The following is a 22,862-nucleotide window of genomic DNA, read 5'->3' on the forward strand; positions in this document are numbered from 1 at the left end:
TAATTATAAAATTTTAAAAAAAGACAGGTGTCTAAGGAAATAATTAAAATCTAACGTTATAAAAAAAACTCACGATCTTTTTATTTAAAGATCGTGAGTGGATATCGCTACTGATAACATAGCAGGACTGTGAAATTTCCCTACACTTCATCTTGTTTGATAAAAGCATTAGAATACTTTATGCTGTACCAAATAACGCTGTCGCTGAAAACAGAAACCGGTATAGCGCGGATTTTAAATTATCTTTTAATGTTCAGATTGATTTAAGGCTTCAATCGTAAAAGATACTACTCCCAATATTTCCGTATTAGAAGTTATTTTGTATAGATAAAAGTTTCCTTAGCCTCAGCTCTGCCTGATACAACACTAAGCTGTACTCTGTATGTTTTTCCTTCTTTCAAATTATCAGGAATTTTTACCTCTATTTTGTTTTCTCCTGAACTTTGTATAGTACCAGAAATGGTTCCTAAATTATTTTGAGCATCAACATCTCTAAAAAACACACTAGGATTTATTCCTAATCCGTATATATCTTTGAGATTCGTTCCGGTAATTGTTACTATAGTATATTTACGACCACTAGTTGGAGTAATCGATGTGATGGTTGGAACGATCACTTCAAATAAGCTGGGAGCTGTGGCTGCCATTCCTGCAATAGTAACAGTGATTGGATATTTTCCGGAATCTATTCCTTTTGGAACAGTCATTGTAAGTTCCGAATTTCCAACGTTTGTTATAGGGGCTTCGATATTTACACCATTAAAGGCTATCTGACCAATATGGTATGAATTTCTGAACCCTTTACCTTTTATAAGCACTTTTTGTCCTGAAAAACCTTTGGTATGAGAGATCGAATTGATTACCGGAGCATTTAAATGGAAATCCTCTTTAGATGTGAGAGGAGTTTCCACTCCTGCAGTCCTAAGTCTTATTTTAACGGCTTCCTTGTTAAGATCGTTGGGAACCGCAACTGTTAAGTAAGTGGAGGTAGCGCTTATAATTTCAGTTTCCACACCTTCAAAATCGACGCTAAGAAGTTTGAGGTTTTTATCCAGATTAGCCCCATATAAAGTTATAACATCTCCTAAATATGCATTTTGAGGGGAGAAGCTTGTAAATGTTGCGGCAGGAACAACAACAGGAACAGGAGGTTGTACCACTACTACCGGATCTGGTTTCGCGGGCTCTTTTACTACAGGATCCGGGCTATCATCAGTACCGGAGCACGAGGCGATTAATAAGGAAAGTAAGGTAAGTTTAGCAAGGGCAAATCTTTTTTTCATAATTTAATTTTAAAGTTCTTTTTACGTCTTTTAATTATAAGGAAGGTTTTATCTGTAGATATTCAGAGATATTTATCTTCTTTTATCAATTTTAAGTTGCAAAACTATTCAATGATTTAAGTTAAAAATATCTTTATATGGTTAATTAATAGTCGTAAATCGTAATTCTGTAGTTGTTTTTTTATTATCTGCTATTTTTATAATAAATTAACCGCTTCAAAAACAGCTTAATGGATTTTAATGATATCGAGGAGGGGGCTCTAATCAACCTTCTGGCCAAGTCTATTGGTGTTCCTCTTAAAAACGGAGTATTAAATTTCCCGCCTGAAATAGGTTCGGGTTATATTCGTCGTTTAAAGATTAATCATAAAATGCAGATATTCATACGAAATTTTGAATTGCTGGCAGAGAGAAGGGTGCGGCGTGAGAATATTGAGAATGATAAAAATTTGGTAATAATTGCCTTTCATAATATATTTAAGAGCAATAACGATGGCGTAAATAGTCCCTCCGGACTTTTATCTTCTAAAACAAACCTGCCTTCTGCGTTGATTAGCAGTGTGGGCCTGGATGAAGAAGTGATTATACCGGCGCGCCTCAAAACCAGCTCGATTGTTATTGTAGTTTATTCGGATTATTTGAAAGAACTTCTGGATAACGGAGAGAATAGTAATCTTATACAAACCATTATTTCAGGTGACCAGTCTTTCTTGTTCGAGGAAATTATATCTCCGGAAATTCAGGATTTGGCGGCAGAAATTGTAAATGCCAATATAACAGAGCAGCTACATGGACTTTATTTTCGTGCTAAGGCGGAACAGTTAATCTACCTGTTGCTTGTTGAGCTATTGAAAAGAAACGACGATTCATTGGGTATGATAAATACTTGTGATGTAAAGGTTATATACAGAGTTAGAGACAGAATTCTTGAAAATATTAATGAACCTCCGAGATTGGAAGATTTAGTTTTGTTTTCAGGAATGAGTAAATCTAAGATGCAAAATCTATTTAAACAGGTTTTTGGAAATAGCATTTATAATTATTATCAATCGTTCAGAATGAGACAGGCCGCTGAAATGATACGTGAGGAAAGAATTTCTATATCTGAAGTGGGCTATCACATGGGATTCTCAAACTTAAGCCATTTTACCCGAATGTTTGAGAGACATATAGGAGTCAAGCCAAAAAAATATGCGTCATCTAATGATTTTAGAAAATACAGCTAACGGTAATACTCCAATTATATTTTAAAATAAAAAGCTTCTAGGTAGCTCATATGTAAATCAATAAAAGAAATAATTTTGCTTTATTTTTTACTTTAAAAGGTTCCTTCGTCAGCATTTGTCAAATCGTATAAAATTGTTACAAAATGTTTAAATCTGTTGGTTCTGAAAGGTGCTAAGATATAAGTTCTGTTACAGGCAATAATATCTATACAGTTTAAATTTTAAGCTGAATTTTTTTCAGCCTTATCCTATCCCTAATATTGTATTAAAAGTAATTGACTGTTTTCTTATGTTTAATTATATAATTTCCTCTGCAAAAGATATAAACCGTAACTAAAAAAAGCATCTGATATTTGTGTTTATTAAAGAATAAAAAACATTAAGAAGATCACTTATTGCTTAATAAGATAAATCTTTGTTACAATAGCCTTATAGTTACAGAATTCTTTACTAATTGAAATTAAAAGATAAATAATATTCAATAAATTAAATTCTAATGGATATCAAAAATACTAAAAAACGCATTGCAATTTTAGGAGGAGGCCCAAGCGGACTTTTTATTTATAAGAGACTGGTTGAATCAGGAGCAAATGATTTTGAGGTTGAGATTTTCGAGAGGAAGTCAGAGCTTGGTTCGGGAATGCCATACAGCAGTGAAGGAGCGAATGATGAACATATTACCAATGTATCAGACAATGAAGTGCCGCAAATTGTTACATCAATGGCAGAATGGATACATACCGCACCTGCCGAATTACTACAAAGATTTAATATTAAACCGGATCAGTTTAACGAATATAAGGTAGTTCCAAGATTGCTTTTTGGCCATTATCTTGCAGCGCAATTTGAAATACTGCGCAAAGCAGGATCAAAGGCCGGAATTACGACAACTGTCCATTTTAATAGTACAGTTACAGATATGGGCTACGATTTAGAAAATGAAACAGTAAGGATTGAAACTTTAGATCAAAATAATAAAGAATTTGATTATGCTGTCATCTGCACTGGGCATAACTGGCCAATTCGTTATGAAGGTAAAATACCGGGTTATTATGATGCGCCATATCCGCCTCAAAAACTGGTGCAAAAATTGAATCATCCCATTGCCGTAAAGGGTTCTTCGTTAACAGCTATAGATGCAATAAGAACACTTGCAAGGAATAATGGAATATTTGAAGCAGGAGCAGACGGAAATCTTAATTTTGAATTATTTCCGGATAGTGCTGATTTTAAAATTATGATGCACTCCAGAAGCGGTATGCTGCCTGCGGTCCGTTTTCATTTAGAAGATTCGCATCTGTCTAATGATTCGTTATTGACTCAGGAAGAAATAGAAGAACACAGAAAAAATAACGATGGATTCCTGTCGCTTGATTTTATTTTTGAAAAGGATTTTAAAGAGATTTTCCGGGAAAAAGAACCTGAATTTTATGAGCGTATTAAAGGATTTTCTATTGAAGATTTTGTAGAACACATGATGGACTTGCGGGAACGTCTGGATCCCTTTCAGCTTTTAAAGGCTGAATATGCGCAAGCCGAGAAATCTATTAAAAGAAAAGAGTCAATTTACTGGAAAGAAATGCTGGCTGTTTTGAGTTTTGCGATGAACCATCCGGCTAAATATTTCTCGGCCGAAGATATGCAGCGGCTCCAAAAAGGGCTAATGCCTTTAATTTCAATTGTAATTGCCTTTGTTCCCCAAAAATCATGTGAAGAATTGCTGGCTCTTCATCAGGCTGGTGTACTTGATCTCGTTCCTGTTGGAGCTGACAGTAAAGTTGAACCGCAAAGCGAAGGAGGAATTCTGTATCATTTCAGAGATGAAAATGATGAAAATCAGTCTGTTTATTATCAAACATTTGTTGATTGTGTCGGACAACCACATTTAGCATACAACGATTTTCCCTTCAGGAGTCTGCTGTCACAAAAAGCTGTAAGTCCTGCTCGTTTAAAATTTAAATCACCTAAAGAGGGGAGCGTTGCCTCTATGCAAGGACAGGATTCAGTGGAGAAAAATGAAAATGGCGATTATTTTCTAAATGTTTCCGGAATAGCGATTAATGATAATTTTCAGATTATTGACCAATACGGTGCTTTCAATAAAAACATATACATTATGGCAGTACCTTATATAGGCGGATTCAATCCTGATTATTCGGGTTTGGATTTTTGTGAAGCCGCCTCATTGCGCATAGTGAATGCTATTTTAGAAAAATAAAAATTATTATTCATTAGGAGATTTGAGCTTGTAAAATTCACGATAAGGTTCAAAACAAAAAAGAACTAATTTCTATACATTTGGATGAACGCAGTTTTTCCAGTATTCCATTACTACATTCACTATTGATTTTGTTTTCTGATAGTCATTTTCTTTTTTGAAAAAGCCTTGAATACTAAGGGTAGTATAAGCTTCTTCAATGGCTTGCTGTGATGCTGCTGTAGAATAAAAAATAAAAGGGATACTTTTTTTTCTTAAAACCGGGTCAGCATCTATAAGACGTTTTAATTCCAGTCCATTCATAATCGGCATATTAATATCACAAAAAATAATCAACATTTTTTCATCACTGCTGCACAGGAAGGAAAGTGCTTCTGCTCCGTTAAGCTTCCATACGATTTTGTTTGTATTGCCAAGAGAGACAATCACATCCTCTAAAATCTCTTTGTCATCTTCATCATCTTCCACTATAAGGATAGTACCGTTCTTTATCATTTGATTGGTTTTTAAGTGTTTAAATGTAAAGTTTTTTTTAGTATACTTCTGACTTTGATAGATATATTTTACAAATTTGACAAGAGATATTTGATAGATGCCTCTTTTTAAATAAAAGCACTCCTATTTCATTAGATATCAGCTGTATACTAAAATAGCCGGCCTGTACTATTTAGGAATTGTAAAGTGTTGCTACTGTAATAAAGAATTAATGGCCAATTAATAAACCGGGATAAACGATTGTCTCAATAAAAAAAGCTGACAGAGCCATTTTTTTCTGATAGTTTTGGAAGGTTATTTTTGTTAAAAAAAATACATTAGTACAGGTATTTATGAAGAACAATGAAAATGTGTCTTTTGTACGCTTATTTTTCTGAAATTTTATAAAATTACCTTATAATTGTACTTTCTACAAGAATATAAAAAAAGTTATTTTGAAGTATTTTCGCCTATATCTTATCTTACTTCTATGTTTTTCTGCTTCTGGATATTCACAAGATTATCCAGTTAAATTTCTTGATATATCCGATGGTTTATCGAACAATTCTGTTACCACAATATACCAGGATAATGAAGGCTTTATGTGGTTTGGAACTTATGATGGATTAAACCGCTACGACGGTTATAATTTTAAAGTATTCCGAAACAGGATTAATGATAAAAAGTCATTACAGTTCAATACCATTTACAATATTGAAGGCGACTCTCAAAAAAATATTTGGTTAGGAGGAGCAAACGGAGTTTGTATTTATGACAAAACCGCAACCGCATTTCATTCTGTAGAATATACTTTTGCCAATAAAAAACCGCAGCTATTAAAAGATATCATACATCAAATATGTGCCGTATCGAATAAGCTGGTTCTGGTTGCTTCTCAAAGTCTGGGATTAATTGCTTTTGAAAACGGATCATTTGTCGGAACTCATATTCCCCTGAAAACAGTACGGAACAATAGAAGTGTCAATAATTATGATGCAACCGCAATTCAGGAAAATCAAAAAAAAACAGGGTGTTGGGCTTATGTCCGTAACGTTGGGATTTGTACCTACACTTACAAGTCAAAAAGTTTAGAAGTAGTATTTCCGCTTTCGATGGAAGTAAAAAAAATGAAACTTGCGGAAGATGGCAATCTTTGGTTAGGGACTGATGAAGGACTTTATCTCTTTGATACAAAATCACGTTTGCTTTCAGATAATTATTTTTCGAATAAATGCAGCGTTACCGATATTCTTATTGATAAGAAAAAAGAAATGTGGATTACTACAGATGGCTGTGGTATTTATAAAGTCGTTGGAACAAATAAAAAAGCAATTCCTTATAATGCTGTAAAAGACAATCAATTGGTTAAAAGTAATTCGGTTTGGAGTTTATTCGAAGACAAAACCGGAAATAAATGGATTGGAACTTTGCGCGGTGGCATAAGTATGCTGAGCAATGCGCCTAAATATTTTAAAAGTATTCGATATAATGCAAAAGGAAATGATCCTGCAGAAAACTTTATTTTGTCATTTTGCGAAGACGAAAAAAATAATTTATGGGTAGGAACAGATGGTGCAGGGTTAAAATATTGGAATCGAAAAAACAATTCATATATAAATTATGCCAATAAACTTTCGAGCAGTTTTATTACCAGTATTATAAGAGACAATAATAATGATATTTGGTTGTCTACATGGGCGGGCGGCGTAAACAGGATTAATGCTAAAGATAATACAGTAACTCAATATTCCTGTTACAATCCGTTTACGAAACAAACAGAAAAAAATATTTGGTTTGTTTACAAAGATTCTAAAGCAAATATCTGGGCAAGTTCTACCAACGAAGGTTCTTTTTACCTTTTTGACAGACTCAAAAACAGCTTTACTCTTTTTGACTCATCAATCAATAATTTGCAATGTATTACTGAAACAAGCGACGGAAAACTTTGGGGAGGAAATTATACATCCTTATTTTCTATTGAAAAAAGAACTAAAAAAATCAATAAAATTACAATCGGAAATCCTGTAAGATGTATTCATGAAGATAAGGATAAAAATCTCTGGCTGGGCACACAAGAAGGAGGATTGTTATTATTTGATCGAAAAACAAACACGTTTAAAAGACTTACCACCGACGATGGTTTGCCTTCGAATACTATTTTAAGATTGCTTGAAGATAAAGAAGGAAATTTATGGATGAGTACTTATAACGGTGTTTGCAGATTTGATAAGAAAAGAAAAACATTTAGGAATTTCTCCGTAAATGACGGACTTCAAAGCAATCAGTTCAGTTTTAATGCAGGTTTAAAATTATCGACAGGAGAATTCCTATTCGGAGGAATAAATGGATTTAACATCTTTTTTCCTGAAGCAATTAAAGGTTTTAATCAGGAAAATAATTTATTGCTGAGTGATTTTTATGTCAACAATCAACCGATTGAAGAAAGTAAAACTGATTTAGTTTCAGAATGGAATTCGGGGAAAATCAAAGAAGTAAGTCTGCCTTACGATCAAACTACTTTATCGCTCGAATTTGTCGCATTAGATTATAATAATGCCGACAAAATAAATTATGCTTACTATTTAGAAGGCTGGGACGAGCAATGGAATTTTGTGGGTCAGTCCCGAAAAGCAAATTATTCGAGATTGCCGGAAGGAAAATACACTTTTAAGGTAAAAACAACCAATTTTAAAGGTGGCTGGAATAAAGAAGAAAGTCTGATTACGGTCTTTGTCCTGCCGCCCTGGTACAGAACCTGGTGGGCTTATGCATTATATGTAGCAGCAGGTATCGGAGTTGTTTTTGCTTACATAGCGTACAATAAAAACAAAGAAGAACTGAAATATAAAGTAAAAATTGCAGAATTAGAAAGTAAGAAAGAAAAAGAAGTTGCAGAGAAACAGTCGTCAATGTTTACTTATATCTCGCACGAATTTCGTACGCCGCTTTCGCTTATTATAAATCCGCTAAAAAAAGCAGTTCAAAAAGAAAGCGTTCAGGATGGTTCTTCCGGAAGTGATTTAGCGATTGCACACCGAAATGCCAGAAGACTTTTGAGTTTGGTTGATCAGTTGTTGCTTTTTCGTAAAGCCGAAAATGATGCTGATTCGCTCAGATTGTCTACTATCAATGTAAATAGCCTTTGTAATGAAGTATATCAATGTTTTGTAAATCAGGCAAAAGAGAAAAATGTTTCTTGCAATTTTAATATTCCTGATTATGATATTGAAATGACAGGCGATTATGAGAAAATTGAAATTTCCTTATTCAATTTAATGTCGAATGCTTTTAAGTATACGCCAGTTGGAGGAGAAATCAATCTTAAACTTGCTGAAAATGAGCATGAAGTTGAACTCGAAATTTCTGATAACGGCGACGGAATCGAGAAAAAAGACATTGATGTTATATTCGAAAAATTCAAACAAATCAATTCAAAGGTATCTGTTGGAACTGGTTTCGGAATTGGACTTTATATTGTGAAATATTTTGTAGATAAGCACAAAGGAACTGTAAGTTGTACTAGCGAAATTGGAAAAGGAAGTACATTTAAACTAACCTTTCTAAAAGGAAACGCACATTTTGAAGATGTTGAAATTACAAATGTTGTACCCCAGCGAAGTCAATTGTTTGATGAGCTGATTCCGGATGAAATAGAAGAGCATAATATAGCTCCGTCAATCTCAGAAAGTGATTTTCAGAAAATGATGCTTACAGATAAAAGAACGGTTTTAATTATTGATGATAATGTAGAAATAAAAGCCTATCTCGTTAAATTGTTTTCAGAAAATCACATTGTATACAGTGCTGAAAACGGAGAAGAAGGTTTAAAACTCACCAGGAAACATATGCCCGATTTGGTAATAAGCGATATTACAATGGAGGAAATGGATGGATTGGAATTATGCCGAAAAATTAAAGAAGATAATGCTTTATCGCATATTCCGGTAATCTTATTAACAGCATCAAAAAATCCGGAAACCCATCTGCAGGGAATTAGTGAAGGGGCCGACGATTATATCACAAAACCATTTGATGATGATATACTCGTGGCGCGGGTAGAGTCTTTATTAAAGAATAGAAGTAATTTGCGTAAATACTTCCTGGACAGTATTACCCTAAAGGAAAACACCCAGAAAGTTCCGCTTGAATATCAGGAAATCTTAATAAAATGTATTGATATCGTAGAAGCGAATATTCATAAAAGAGATTTTACAATTAAAAACTTTGCCCTCGAAATGGGGATGAGCCATAGAACGTTATACACTAAAATTAAAATCATTTCGGGACAAACGTTAAATTCTTTTATTCGCTCGGTTAGGATTCGAAGAGCCGCAATGCTGATGCTAACGGAAGATATGAATATTACTCAGGCAAGTGCTGAGGTTGGTTTTGAAGATCCAAAATATTTCAGACAGCAATTTGTTAAGCTTTTTGGAATGACTCCATCAGAATATATTAAAAAATATAAGAGTTCTTTTAACTCCGATTTGAATGTTATAAAATAAGTTTTCTGGCACTTTGGCGAATTATTTAAAACATTTTATTTAAGTTCAAACGTGTCATTTCCCGTTCCTCAAAATGACAAAGCAGCAATATTTATCTTTATTAAGTATTCTTTTAAAAAAACTTTCAATCGTTGTAGCTGAAAAATGCCGGCTAAATTCATAATTGCGTATTGTTTAAAAATAGGCTGTTATTTTTTCGTACTCATTAATTTTTAGTCTAAAATAATGGTTAATTGCAATTTTGACCTCCTTTTTTTTCCATTTTACCCCTCATTGAAAATTTGAATTAAACATTTCTTTGCACTTATAGTAATGGTTAAGTTTACATTACTGTGGAAAATTATAAGTTTTTATTTTTTGGTAAGTTTTTGTCTGCTTAAAGAATTGAGCCTTCTTTAAGATAAGATGTAAAAGTTGGTTTTATGTATTATTTACCATGCCCGCAGATTAAAAGGCTGCGGGTTTAAAACCAAAAACAGATTCGATATCGAAACACAAAAGAATAAGAGAGAAAAGTATAAAAAGGACTAACAATTAACCAAACCTGAATAATTATGAGAAAAACCGAAAAATTAATTTTTACCAGCCATGATTTTTTGCCCAAAAAAGAATAGCTGTCGACATTGCCCCTAAGAAGGAACCTGCAGAATTAATGACAAGCTTTCACTTTTAGAATAAAAAACTAACTAACCAACCTTAAAATTAAAGAAATGAAAAAAAATATATTTTTATTTTTTCTTGCCCTTTTTGCTGTCCTTTTTACAGGATGTCAAAATAACGAAGCTGGATTTCCCAGTTCAGAAAAACCAACGGTTGTTGTTGCTACAAAAGAAATTTATGGAGAACCAACCAGAAAATTTGAAATTAAAGCCACTTTGGCAGATGATTTAGGATTAAAGAGTGTACAAATTCAAATTCCTGAATTATCCCTTGATAAAGTAATCACGTTTGCTACAGATCCGTTACTTAAATCGTACGATTTGAGTTATTTTTTCGAAATCCCTGCAAATAGAGGAACTTCGGAAGTTTTTAAAATCAAATTGACAATAACAGACGTTTCAGGAAATTCAATTGATGAAGATATTAATCTGCGTTTAGACGGAGAATTCGCCGCCCCGGCAATTAGCATGGTTTCGCCTAAAGAAGGTGCCGTTATCCTATTGTCTACGAGTAAAGAAATGCCGGTAAATTTTGTTGTTAATGATGATTCAGGTATCGATTATGTTCAGGTAAAATGTGCTGAATTAGGTATCGATGAGATGATTCAATTATCAAATAGCCCTCAGTCGTATACTTTTAATAAAACCTATACATTGCCGGTAACTGCTGCTAATTATGTTTTAACAATTACGGCAAAAGATAAATTTGCAATTCCTAACACAGGAACTTTAAATGTAAATATTGTGGCTACAAATGAGTATCCGGCGATTTATTTATGTGACCAGCCAAAAGGTACTAATCTTACAACTGATGCTGTTGGTGTTCCAATGTACTTCCATGAGAAAAACGGACAAGACTTCGAATTTAAATATTATGCTGATAAAGACAATAAAGAAGTTTATTTCTTAGGACAGGAATCTGATTTTGCCCCGCATTGTTTTGGTCTGAATGAGTCAGGAAGCTTAACAGATGATGTTGCTTCAGCTCCAATTGTCTTACCTGCAAAAGGGTATTACAGCATAAAAGTAAATCCAAATACATTAGTGTATACCGTTACTAAATATACACCATCGAGCAAAGTCTGGGCAGATGTTGCCAACGGATTATGGCACGATGTAGAAGCGCAAAGAAGACCTTTCGTGAGTGTTTGTGGTGCAGGAATTAAAGGTGCTGACTGGGACACATGGACTGCCTGGGTTCAAACCGGATTGCATTTGGCAAATAACCCGAATAACCCTTACCAATTAGTTGGAGAATATACGTTGACAGGAACTATGGAAGCGACTTTTACAGGTCAGTGGTGGAGTCCGTCCTGGAGATTAATCAAAAATGGTATTGCTACAATGTCGCCGGGAGAAAATGGAAATGCAAAATATCCTGCAGCTCCGGGGATCTACAAAGTTGTACTTGATACAGAGTTAGAAAGAGTGTTTATCACAAAAAAATAAGTTGTTATACGTTTAGATATAACATTTAATTAAAAAAAATCTTACTATGAAATATAGATTTATAGGGTTATTTATTGCCATGTTGTGCAGTATGGCAACATTTGGGCAAATAACAATAAAAGGGACTGTTAAGGATAAGGGTGCTATACCAATTCCCGGAGTTAACCTGATTGTGAAGGGAACAGGAACATCTGCTGCAACAGATTTTGATGGGAATTTCTCTATCTCAGTTCCTAATAAAAATGCTCAGATCGAATTCTCATTTGTTGGTTTTACCAATAAAGTTGTACCGGTGGGAGATAAAACGGTTTTAGATATTGTTCTGGAAGAATCGAGCCAGGCTTTAGATGAAATTGTGGTGGTAGGTTATGCCTCTGTTAAAAAGAGCGATGTAACAAGTTCAATTTCTTCAATAAAAGGAAAAGAGCTTCAAACCATGACAGTGGGTAATGTAGCAGAATCATTACAAGGTAAAGTTGCCGGTGTTCAGATTACGGGGCAAGGTGGTCCCGGAGCACAACCCAGGGTTTTAATTCGAGGTATTTCGACCGTAAACCTGAGTACAGACCCACTTTATGTGGTTGATGGTATTCCAATGGGAACAAGTATCAATTTCCTGAGTAATAACGAGATTGAATCGATGGAGGTTTTAAAAGATGCATCAGCAAGTGCCATTTATGGTTCCCGTGCCTCTAATGGCGTTATTCTGATTACAACTAAAAAAGGTAAAGCAGGAAAAACCAGATTCAATTTTGATATGAGTTCCGGAATGCAACTTATGAGTAATCCCTATAATATGGCAAATGCGGAGAGTTATGCTTCGATTATGAACAAAGCATATAATAATTCGGGTTATGCTGATTATTTGTCTAATCCGTCTCAATACAGAGGAAAAACTACAGATTGGTGGAAAGCAGGGATTAAAAGTGGTTCTCCCGTAACAAATGCTTCTTTGAGTGTTTCCGGAGGGTCAGAAACACATACTTATGCGGTAAGTCTGAATTATTATGATTCGGAGTCTATTTACGAAGTAGGAGGATGGGAGAGAGTAACCATGAGAATTGCTAATGATTTTAAATTTTCAGATAAATTTTCAGCGGGAATTACTTTAAATCCTCGTTATGAAAAATGGGGAGGGCCAAATAACTGGGCAGATTTTGATAAAATTGATCCAATTACGCCAATTTACAAACCGGCTGATCAATTAACAGGATTAGAGAATGAGTATAGTATTTACGCACGTTCTCCTTCCTATGTATGGAATCCGATTGCAGCCGTAAAAAGATACGATGATTATACCAATCAGTATAATTTAAATACAAACGGTTATTTGCAATACCAGCCTATTAAAGGTTTGGTTATTCGTACACAGGGGTCTATTGAGGTTGGAGATAAAACACAGAGTATTTTTAGACCGGATTTTGTAATTGATGCAGCACACGAAAAAGCAGAAATTAATAGTGTTGAACGAAAAAATACGACAAATGCCGACTGGACCTGGCAAAATACAGTAACCTATACAAAAACATTTGCTGGGAAACACAATGCTTCTTTGATGATTGGTAATACCATGGAAGAATACAATAGCAATGATGTTTGGGGTTACGGAGAAGGTATTCCTAACAATTCAGATTCTATGAGAGAATTAAAAGCAGCAACCAAAAACCGTAGAAGTGATGGTAACAGCTGGTCCAGTTCTTTGATGTCTTATATTTCTCGTTTTTCCTATAATTACGATGCGAAATATTATTTCACCGGTACTTTTAGACGTGACGGCTCTTCTAAATTCATGGACAACAATAAATGGGCTAATTTCCCATCGGCTTCTGTTTCATGGAGAATTTTAAATGAAGGATTTATGGAACCTGCAAAAAGCGTTCTTAGCGATTTAAGATTCAGAGCCGGTTGGGGAAAAGTAGGGAATCAAAATTTACCGGCTGCAGTTTATCAGTCAAATATCAAGCAGGGTTTTTATCCTATTGGTGGTAATGTTGTAGATACATCGTTTCCGGATACTATGGCTAACAAAGATATCAAATGGGAAACAGTTGAAGATATCAGTTTTGGAATTGATTTTGGATTGTGGAAAAACAAACTTTCGGGTTCGTTAGAATACTATCAAAAGAAAACGGAAGATATGTTGTTTAAGAAACAATTTCCAACCTATAGCGGTTTTCCCGGATATTCAACCATTTGGACAAACGTAGGTTCAATGCAATCTAAAGGGATCGATTTGTTAATTTCCTATAAAGATAAAAAAGGAGATTTCACTTATGGAGTTGATGTCACTTTTACAACTGTAAATGTTGATATGTTGTCTTTATCAGCTGATGGAGAAAGACTTTACGGAGCCGGAAACCGAACTTTGACGGTTAAAGGTGAAGAACCGGGATATTTTTATGGATATGTGGCTGATGGATTATTCCAAAATCAAACACAAATAAATGCACATACTGACGAACACGGAACCAAATTGCAGCCTTATGCACAATTAGGAGATATTCGTTTTAAAGATGTTAACGGTGATGGAAAATTAGACGATAAAGACAGAACAAAAATTGGTTCTCCCTGGGCTGATTATAATGTTGGATTGAATTTAAATTTCGGTTACAAACAATTTGATTTGGTAGCTAATTTCTACTCAAGTATTGGAAATGATATCGTAAATGAAAATATTAAGGATTTATATAACGGTGCAAGTTTAACCAATAAAGTAAGCGGATTAGAGCAAATGGCCTGGCACGGAGAAGGAACTTCTAATTATGTTCCTCGTTTATCTAAAGATGACAACAATGAAAACTACACTAAGTTCTCTTCTTTCTATGTGGAAGACGGTTCTTATGTACGTATGAAGAATTTACAGCTTGGATTTTCTTTCTACAATAAATTTGGTCTGGATAAATTGAGAATTTCATTATCAGGTCAAAATTTATGGACATGGACAAAATATACAGGTGTTGATCCTGAAGTTGCAGGCGGAGATCCGGACAAAGACGACAGAGTTAAAGGATCAGGTTTTGGAGCATGGAATTATCCGGTTCAGCCAACAATTCTGATGGGACTTAATGTAGCATTTTAATAATAAAAAGATATGAAAAAAATAATTTTATCCCTAATAGCTTTTTCTGCATTTGCAGTTTCATGTAGCGATTTTATTGAAAAAGACGAAAGAGGAATTCAAACTTTAGAAAACTATTTTCAAACAGCACAGGAATGCGAGAATTATGTTAACGAATTAACAAAACGCCTGTTGTTACCTAATGATTGGTATACATTGGTTGCGCCAAGGGTTACTAACGAAATGGCTACCGATGACGCGTGGATGGGAAATACAGGCCAGGATAATTCAGCACACAGACCTTGTTCGCAATATATTATTACGCCTGATAACATGGGAGATATGAATAGTGTTTATACTGCTCACTATTATACAATTCAATCGGTTAATTTAGGTTTAGAGAAAATGGCAGCATCGCCTATTACTGATGCTCAAAGAAATCAATATGCAGGGGAATCTTTATTCATTCGTGCATATTGCTATTATGAGTTGGTAAATAATTTCGGATCCGTTCCATTATATACTAAATCTCTTGGAACTGCTGATTTGAAATTACAACGTAGCCCTGTTGCTGATATTTATGCACAAATTGAGTCTGATCTTAAAGAATCTGCTGTAAAATTAGAAAATGTTCCGGTGGCAAGAAACGGAAGAGTTAACAAATGGGCAGCGTATGCTTTATTGGCTCGTGTATCTTTATTTCAGGAAAAATGGGCTCAGGCAAAACAATATTCAAACAAAGTAATTACGGAAGGCCCTTTTGCACTGGAGTCTGATTTCCTGAATATCTGGAACGTAAACAATCATAACGGAGTTGAATCAATTCTTGAAGCACAATCATCATCCGTACAGGATAAAGATTTAGGATCTGCTTTACCAACTTTAGCCGGAGCAAGAGGAGAGGATAAGAAAAACTTTCCGAGTAATGATGCGCAGGATGTTCTTGATGGTTGGGGATGGTGTATGCCAACGAGCGATTTAGAGAATGCTTATCTTTCTGAAAATGACGTTGTTCGTCGTAGAAGTACGATCACCAAATGGGGAGAAGCAGCGTATGGAGATGAGGTTTTAAACCCGACCCATAAATTCAGTTTAAACGATAATAAATCCGGGCGTATTTGCCGTAAATATTATATTCCGATAGCTATGCGCCGTGCATTAGATAAAAAAGACGGACACTTACCCTTAAATATTCCTTTGATTCGTCTGGCCGAAATGTATTTGACAAGAGCAGAAGCGAATTACCATACAGGAGGAGATGCTTTGGCAGATATCAATATTATTAGAGCGCGTGTAAAATTAGATCCTAAAACAGGTTTATCCGGACCAACGCTTTTAAAACAAATTTACAAGGAGCGTCGTTTAGAATTGGCTTTTGAAGGATTACGTTTGTTTGATATTCGTCGTGAAAAAGACCCAACTACCGGAAGACCGGTTATCGAAAGTTTGATGGGGCCAAACGGAACTTTTGTTCAATACAATTTGAATTCTACAGATCCGTATGAAACTGCCAATTTAAGAGAATCACAAGATAAAGGGATCAATTTTAATCCTGGTAAAAATTTATTGTGGCCCATACCGCAAATAGAAATTGATTTAAGTGGTGGATTAATTACTCAAAATGCTGGCTATTAATATGAAGTTTATCAATAACAATAAAGTAAGTTTGCTGTGTGCAGGTTTACTTTTCGCTAACTCTTTTTTAATTAGTTGTGATTCTGAAAATGCTGATAATTCAAATGGCGGTGTTTCAACTACCGCCGAATTGAATGTGAATCTGGATATGAATCTTCAAACGATGGAAAGCTTTGGCGCTTCTGATGCCTGGCAATGTAATTTTATAGGAAAAAATTGGCCCTCGGATAAAAGAAATAAAATGGCCGATTTATTATTCAGCAAAGAATTTGATGCCGATGGAAATCCAAAAGGAATCGGATTATCATTATGGCGTTTTAACCTTGGTTCGGGAAGTACTGAGCAAGGAGATGCAAGTGATATTACAGATGAATGGCGACGTACCGAATGTTTTACAACAGATGGAGTTACCTATAACATGAACAAGCAAGCCGGTCAGGTTTGGTTTATGAAAGCAGCAAAAGAACGTGGTTTAGAGAAATTACTGGCTTTCGCCAATAGTGCTCCGGTATACTTAACACAAAACGGAAAAGCGCATGCAAGCATCAAAGAATTTTATAATATAAAAGATAGTAAATGGTCAGAATTAGCTGATTTCTGGACAACATCTTTAGATAAATTAAAAACGGAACACGGTTTAACAATCGATTATGTGAGTCCGTTTAACGAACCACAATACGAGTGGGACGGTTCAGGACAAGAAGGTTCACCGGCTACAAACGCTAATATCTACAGTTTTGTAAATATTCTGTCTCCAAAATTACAATCAAAAGGAATTGATGCTAAGATTGTTGTTGGAGAAGGAGGATCTTATGAACCTTTATATAAAACAATTTCGGGAAAAGAAAACAGATCAAACCAAATCGATTATTTCTTTGTGGTTAATTCTGCTAAAAATATTGCAGGATTAAGTAACGTAAAAAAGACTATTTCAGCGCACAGTTATTGGCAGGCATGGCCTTTGACAGAGTTGGTTTATTCAAGACAATCTGCTGCGGCAAGAACGCAGTCAGTTGCAGGATTAAGTCTTTGGTCCTCTGAATATTGTGTTTTAGAAAGTCCGGGAACATCTGAACTTCCTGGTGGAGGAGGCCCTGGAAGAGATTTAGGAATTCAGTTAGCACTCTGGACAGCCCGTATCATCAGTACAGATATTGCACTTGGAGGTGTTACGTCATGGCAATGGTGGACAGCGATTAGTCGTGGAGATTATAAAGACGGATTGATTCACGTTGATGATGGTTCAGGCAACGGAGCCGGAAATGCAGATTATTGCAAAAATGACGGTTATATAAGGGATTCAAAAACGCTTTGGGCTTTAGGAAATTTTTCGTTCTTTGTAAAACCGGGAATGGTAAGAGTTCAGATTCCTAGCGTAGATAATGCCACTTCCGTGAATGATATAATGGTAACGGCATACAAAGATGCTACAACTAAAAAACTGGTTGTGGTAGCGGTAAATATCAGCAAATCGGCTAAAGCCTACAAACTGAATCTTGCAGGCGGAGCTTTAACAGATAATAAACTAACACCTTATACCACTTCTGAAGCCTTGAGTCTGAAAAAAGGAACTGCTGTTGACGCTTCTGGTTTTGAAATTCCGGCGAAGTCTATTGTGACTTATGTAGGAACTTATAAGTAAGAGGTTCTAAGGGGTTAAGTTGCTAAGGGCCTAAGGTTTTTGTTATATGCCTAAAAAGTCATTGTGATTAATAAAGACCTTTGTCAAAATTTTAAACTTTGACAAAGGTTGTAACCGCAGTAATAACCACAATATTGTCATCCTGATTGCGATTATAACCGCACAGCATTGTCATCCTGAGCGAAGTCGAAGGAAACAAGTAGCTCGACAAAGTTTGTCATTTCGACCGAAGGGAGAAATCACATCCAATATTCGACAATGATTAACGAATTCTTTTGTAGAGTTCCTAGTGTGATTTCTCCTCCGTCGAAATGACAAAATTGCGATTATAACCGCAAAGCATTGTCATCCTGAGCGAAGTCGAAGGACACGTAAGTAACTCTACAATCAAGGACGACAATCTTTGTCGAGCTACTTGCGAAGATTTCTCCTCTGTCGAAATGACAAGATTACGGAATGATTATTTAAATACAAAAGAATAATAAAATAATGAGAATAGTATATATATCACTTTTACTGGTCATGAGCTCGCTGTCGTTTGCACAGCGGGCCGTTACCATTAGCACCGATAATGTTGTACAAACCATGGACGGTTTTGGAGGTTCTGATGCCTGGAGATGTCAGTTTGTTGGAAAGAATTGGCCAGAACAAAAAAAGAATGCTATTGCAGACTTACTTTTTAGTAAAGAAATTGATACACAGGGAAATCCAAAAGGAATCGGGCTTTCGATCTGGAGGTTTAATCTTGGTGCAGGAAGTACAGAACAAGGTGAAAAAAGTAAAGTTTCAGACGAATGGAGAAGAAGTGAATCTTTTCTGCAAGCTGACGGAACCTACGATTTTTCGAAACAGGAAGGGCAAAGATGGTTCCTGCAGGCGGCTAAAAAACGTGGAGTTGAAAAATTTCTGATTTTCACCAACAGTCCGCCAGTTTATATGACAATTAACGGATTGTCTTTTGCCTCTCAAAAGAATAAACTGAATCTAAAAGATGGTGCAATTCCAAAATTTGCCGATTTTCTAGTTCAAAGTATTCAGGGGCTGGAAAAGAAAGAAGGAATTAAATTCGATTATGTAAGTCCGATCAACGAACCGCAATGGGAGTGGATGCCAAAACACGGCGACACCAACAGTCAGGAAGGAACACCGGCGACCAATCAGGAAATTTATGATTTAACGAAATCACTTTCTGAAAAACTCAAAGCTCAAAAAATGAGTACAGAAATTGTGATCGCAGAGGCTGCGCAAATTGATTATTTATATGGAAATGTAAATGCAGAAAATCGCGACAATCAGATGGAATATTTCTTCGGAAAAACAAAAACTAATATTTCAAAATTCCCCAATGTAAAAAAGGTCATTTTAGGTCATAGTTATTTTACAACATGGCCAATTGAAAGACAAGTTTTAAGCCGAAAATTAATCGCAGCCAATATCAAACAAAACCCGGGGTTGAAATACTGGCAATCGGAGTATTGCATTTTAGAAAATCCGGGAGAAGCTGAAATCCCAAGTGGTTCAGGCGGAGGACGAGATTTAGGAATGCAGACCGCTTTATTTGTTGCGCGTTTAATTCATAATGATATTGCTGTTGCAAATGCCGCTTCATGGCAATGGTGGACATCTATCACTCGTGTTGATTATAAAGATGGTTTGATTTATCTCGATGACGGAAAAAGTAATGGAGGAACAGCCCCGGATTATGTTAGAAACGATGGAGAATTTCATGATTCAAAATTGCTTTGGGCATTAGGAAACTACTCTTTATTTGTGCGTCCGGGAATGCTTAGAGTTGATGTTCCGAATCAAAACGAATTGGAGGCAGCAAACGATGTGATGTTGACGGCTTATAAAGATGTCGAAAGCAAAAAGCTAATTGTTGTGGCTGTAAACTGTGGAAAGTCTGCTCAGAAATACAAGTTCAATTTATCGAAAGGAACAGTAAAAAATAATGATTTTACACCTTATGTAACCTCAGATACGACAAATTTAAAAAGAGCAGAAACTCAAAAAATTGATAATCTTGAAATTCCGGCAAAATCAATCGTGACGTTTGTAGGGGAGTTAGCGTATTAGTATTCAGTCTCAGTTTACAGTTTCAGTTTGGAAACCGAAAACTGCGACTAAAAGCTTGAAAACTCAAATAAAAAAATAACAAATTAAAACAACAAAAAGCTTAGAAACTCAGATTCTTAGCGACTTAGCAACTAAAAAAAATGTTTACAAAAAGGATCTTATTACCCGTATTTTTCTTCTCTTGTTTGTCTGCATTCAGTCAGATATCATTTGGAGATTCAAAAAAAATCAATGACAATTGGAAATTCAATCTTCAGGATACTCCGGACGCTCAAAAAACAACTTACGATGATACTAAATGGCAATCAGTAGATGTTCCTCACGATTGGAGTGTAAAAGGACAATTAAGCCCAACTTTAGCGAGCTGTACGGGTTATCTGCCGGGTGGAATTGGCTGGTACCGAAAATCAATCAACATTCCTCAAAGTAAAACAGGGGAGAAAGTCTATTTGTATTTTGAAGGCGTTTACAACAGAAGCGAAGTTTTTATCAACGGTAATTCTTTAGGAAAACGTCCAAACGGATATATTTCTTTTGCTTATGATGCAACTCCGTTTATAAAATACGGAGCAGAAAATACGATTTCAGTTCGTGTCGATCATAGCCAAAGTGCCGATTCAAGATGGTACACAGGTTCAGGAATCTATAGAAATGTATGGTTAGTTTATGCAAATCCGGTTCATATTGCACAATGGGGCGTTTACGCGTATCCTGAAGTGAAAAAAGGAACAGGAACGTTAAATATTGAAGTTGAGGTTGAAAATAGTTCAGCAGCAAAATCAAGTCTTACTGTTGTAAATGAATTAATCTCAAAAGACGGAAAATCTGTTGGAAAATCTTCTTCAAAAGTTGAAGTTGCTTCAAATAAAAACGGAAAAATAGCCACTAAAATAAATGTAAAAAATCCTCAATTATGGGATTTAGAGAATCCAAATTTATATCAGCTTAAAACAACCGTTTTTAAAGACGGAAAACAAATTGATGAAACGGTAACCAAAACCGGTTTCAGAGATTTCAAATTTGATCCCAACAATGGTTTTGCGTTAAATGGAAAATGGATGAAAATGAAAGGAGTCTGTTTACATCATGATGCCGGAGTTTTAGGTTCAGCTGTTCCTCGTGAGGTTTGGGAAACCAGATTAAAAACACTTAAAGAGATTGGAGTAAATGCAATACGCACAAGTCATAATCCGCAAGCACCGGTTTTTTACGAGCTTTGTGATGAATTAGGATTGTTGGTTTTAAATGAAGCCTATGACGAATGGGAATTTCCAAAACGTAAGTGGCTCGAAGGCTGGAATTACGGAACTCCTGGATTCGAAGGTACATTTGACATTTTTGCAGATTATGCAGAGAAAGATTTGGAAGATTTTGTACGTCGTGACAGAAACCATTTATCAGTTTTTGCATGGAGTATTGGTAATGAAGTAGATTATCCTAATGATCCTTATTCTCATCCGGTTTTGGATAAAGGAAAAGATGGTTTTGGACAAGCAGCTTACGGAGGTTACAAAAAAGAGGCGCCAGATGCGATGCGTCTTGGAGCTATTGCAAAACGTTTGGTAGCAGCAGTAAAAAAATACGACAAATCACGTCCTACCACAGCTGGTTTAGCAGGAGTTGCGATGTCTAACGAAACAGAATATCCCGGAGCTTTGGATATTACAGGATACAATTATACAGAAAGTAAATACCAATCGGATCACGAAAAATATCCAAAAAGGGTAATTTTTGGAAGTGAAAATGTTCATGATATGGAACCCTGGCTGGCTGTAAAAAATAACAAATATATTTTCGGACAATTTTTATGGACAGGAATTGATTATTTAGGAGAATCCGGAAGATGGCCTTCAAGAGGATTTTACTCAGGATTAGTTGATTTTGCAGGAGTTATTAAGCCAAGAGGATATTTCCGCCAGTCTTTATGGTCAGATAAACCAATGGTTTACATTGGAACTTATCCGTTGAAAAACGAAAAAGACATTTCTAAAGATGCCTGGGCAATTTGGAATTACAAAGAAGGAGAAAAGATTCGTGTGGTTTGTTACACCAATGCAGTAAAAGCACGCTTAGAATTAAACGGAAAAGTAGTAGGAGAAACAAAAGCTTACGACGGAAAAACCGGAATTATGTATTGGGATATTCCTTTTACTTCCGGGAAATTAGAAGCAATTGGTTTAAGCAATGACGACAAAGAGGTGAGCAGAGATGTTATTAATTCTACACAGCAAGCTTTTGAATTAACAACTGCAGATACCAATATCACGATTAGTAAAGATAAAGGAGTTGCCAAAATAATGGTTCAGGCTAAAGATCAAAATGGTTTTCCAGTGATGCTTTCAGACAATGAAGTGACTTGCACAATTACCGGCCCCGGAAGTTTATTAGGACTTGAGGCTGGAAACAACAGCGATATGACTGATTATACAGATAATGTACAAAGAGTTTTCCACGGACATATTGCAGCATACATTCAGGCAACCGGAGAAGCTCAGCCTATAAAAGTGACGTTTACAAGTCAATGGTTAAAACCGGTTGAAATTACGATTAATGTGAAATAATCAGTTTTCAACGAAGACCTAACAGGTTTTTAAAACCTGTTAGGTCTAACAATGCAATGTTATAAATACTTAACCT

General features: G+C 35.4%; 11 protein-coding genes. 9 read left to right on the top strand and 2 right to left on the bottom strand.

The features are described 5' to 3' along the window. Positions 1 to 314: 314 nt before the first annotated feature. Positions 315 to 1,283, bottom strand: a complete 969-nt coding sequence (locus tag HAV12_RS08615) for an IPT/TIG domain-containing protein (protein WP_171569284.1) — start codon at positions 1,281 to 1,283, stop codon at positions 315 to 317. A 230-nt stretch (positions 1,284 to 1,513) separates the two neighbouring features. Here HAV12_RS08615 and HAV12_RS08620 point away from each other — a divergent pair, with 230 nt between their 5' ends. Further along, the gene (locus HAV12_RS08620; RefSeq protein WP_171569285.1) at positions 1,514 to 2,509 is read left to right on the top strand and encodes a helix-turn-helix transcriptional regulator; all 996 of its coding nucleotides are present in this window, start codon (positions 1,514 to 1,516) and stop codon (positions 2,507 to 2,509) included. Positions 2,510 to 3,005: 496 nt separating this feature from the next. Next, a complete protein-coding gene (locus HAV12_RS08625) occupies positions 3,006 to 4,727 on the top strand; it encodes an FAD/NAD(P)-binding protein (RefSeq protein ID WP_171569286.1) in 1,722 nt (573 codons plus the stop codon). A 72-nt stretch (positions 4,728 to 4,799) separates the two neighbouring features. On the opposite strand, the gene HAV12_RS08630 is transcribed toward HAV12_RS08625, so the two are convergent. Then, on the bottom strand, positions 4,800 to 5,222 hold the full coding sequence (locus tag HAV12_RS08630) for a response regulator (RefSeq protein ID WP_171569287.1): 423 nt from the start codon (positions 5,220 to 5,222) through the stop codon (positions 4,800 to 4,802). A 434-nt stretch (positions 5,223 to 5,656) separates the two neighbouring features. Here HAV12_RS08630 and HAV12_RS08635 point away from each other — a divergent pair, with 434 nt between their 5' ends. From HAV12_RS08635 to HAV12_RS08665, 7 genes are all read left to right on the top strand, one after another. Continuing rightward, positions 5,657 to 9,706 carry a two-component regulator propeller domain-containing protein gene (locus HAV12_RS08635; RefSeq protein WP_171569288.1) on the top strand — a complete coding sequence of 1,350 codons (4,050 nt, stop codon included), beginning with the start codon at positions 5,657 to 5,659 and terminating at the stop codon, positions 9,704 to 9,706. 710 nt (positions 9,707 to 10,416) lie between these two features. Further along, positions 10,417 to 11,814 (top strand): hypothetical protein, encoded by a 1,398-nt coding sequence (locus HAV12_RS08640; protein ID WP_171569289.1) that lies wholly within the window; start codon positions 10,417 to 10,419, stop codon positions 11,812 to 11,814. Between the two features lie 46 nt (positions 11,815 to 11,860). After that, positions 11,861 to 14,893, top strand: a complete 3,033-nt coding sequence (locus HAV12_RS08645) for a TonB-dependent receptor (RefSeq protein ID WP_171569290.1) — start codon at positions 11,861 to 11,863, stop codon at positions 14,891 to 14,893. Between the two features lie 12 nt (positions 14,894 to 14,905). Beyond that, positions 14,906 to 16,507: a RagB/SusD family nutrient uptake outer membrane protein gene (locus HAV12_RS08650; RefSeq protein WP_171569291.1), complete on the top strand. Its 1,602-nt coding sequence runs from the start codon at positions 14,906 to 14,908 to the stop codon at positions 16,505 to 16,507. Position 16,508: 1 nt separating this feature from the next. Beyond that, positions 16,509 to 18,149, top strand: a complete 1,641-nt coding sequence (locus HAV12_RS08655; protein ID WP_171571651.1) for a glycoside hydrolase — start codon at positions 16,509 to 16,511, stop codon at positions 18,147 to 18,149. A gap of 489 nt (positions 18,150 to 18,638) precedes the next feature. Beyond that, a complete protein-coding gene (locus HAV12_RS08660; protein WP_171569292.1) occupies positions 18,639 to 20,225 on the top strand; it encodes a glycoside hydrolase in 1,587 nt (528 codons plus the stop codon). Positions 20,226 to 20,365: 140 nt separating this feature from the next. Next, entirely contained in the window at positions 20,366 to 22,786 is a 2,421-nt protein-coding gene (locus tag HAV12_RS08665; RefSeq protein WP_171569293.1) for a sugar-binding domain-containing protein, read from the top strand. Positions 22,787 to 22,862: the final 76 nt, after the last annotated feature.

It is taken from the genome of Flavobacterium sp. CLA17 (genome assembly GCF_013112255.2).
In the GTDB taxonomy this organism is placed as follows: domain Bacteria; phylum Bacteroidota; class Bacteroidia; order Flavobacteriales; family Flavobacteriaceae; genus Flavobacterium; species Flavobacterium circumlabens.

What these genes read in the sequence shown, in the direction of transcription:
- HAV12_RS08640 (WP_171569289.1), top strand. Translation starts at nt 10,417, where the DNA reads ATGAAAAAAAATATATTTTTATTTTTTCTTGCCCTTTTTGCTGTCCTT.
- HAV12_RS08620 (WP_171569285.1), top strand. Translation starts at nt 1,514, where the DNA reads ATGGATTTTAATGATATCGAGGAGGGGGCTCTAATCAACCTTCTGGCC.
- HAV12_RS08665 (WP_171569293.1), top strand. Translation starts at nt 20,366, where the DNA reads ATGTTTACAAAAAGGATCTTATTACCCGTATTTTTCTTCTCTTGTTTG.
- HAV12_RS08615 (WP_171569284.1), bottom strand. Translation starts at nt 1,283, where the DNA reads ATGAAAAAAAGATTTGCCCTTGCTAAACTTACCTTACTTTCCTTATTA.
- HAV12_RS08645 (WP_171569290.1), top strand. Translation starts at nt 11,861, where the DNA reads ATGAAATATAGATTTATAGGGTTATTTATTGCCATGTTGTGCAGTATG.
- HAV12_RS08625 (WP_171569286.1), top strand. Translation starts at nt 3,006, where the DNA reads ATGGATATCAAAAATACTAAAAAACGCATTGCAATTTTAGGAGGAGGC.
- HAV12_RS08660 (WP_171569292.1), top strand. Translation starts at nt 18,639, where the DNA reads ATGAGAATAGTATATATATCACTTTTACTGGTCATGAGCTCGCTGTCG.
- HAV12_RS08630 (WP_171569287.1), bottom strand. Translation starts at nt 5,222, where the DNA reads ATGATAAAGAACGGTACTATCCTTATAGTGGAAGATGATGAAGATGAC.
- HAV12_RS08655 (WP_171571651.1), top strand. Translation starts at nt 16,509, where the DNA reads ATGAAGTTTATCAATAACAATAAAGTAAGTTTGCTGTGTGCAGGTTTA.
- HAV12_RS08650 (WP_171569291.1), top strand. Translation starts at nt 14,906, where the DNA reads ATGAAAAAAATAATTTTATCCCTAATAGCTTTTTCTGCATTTGCAGTT.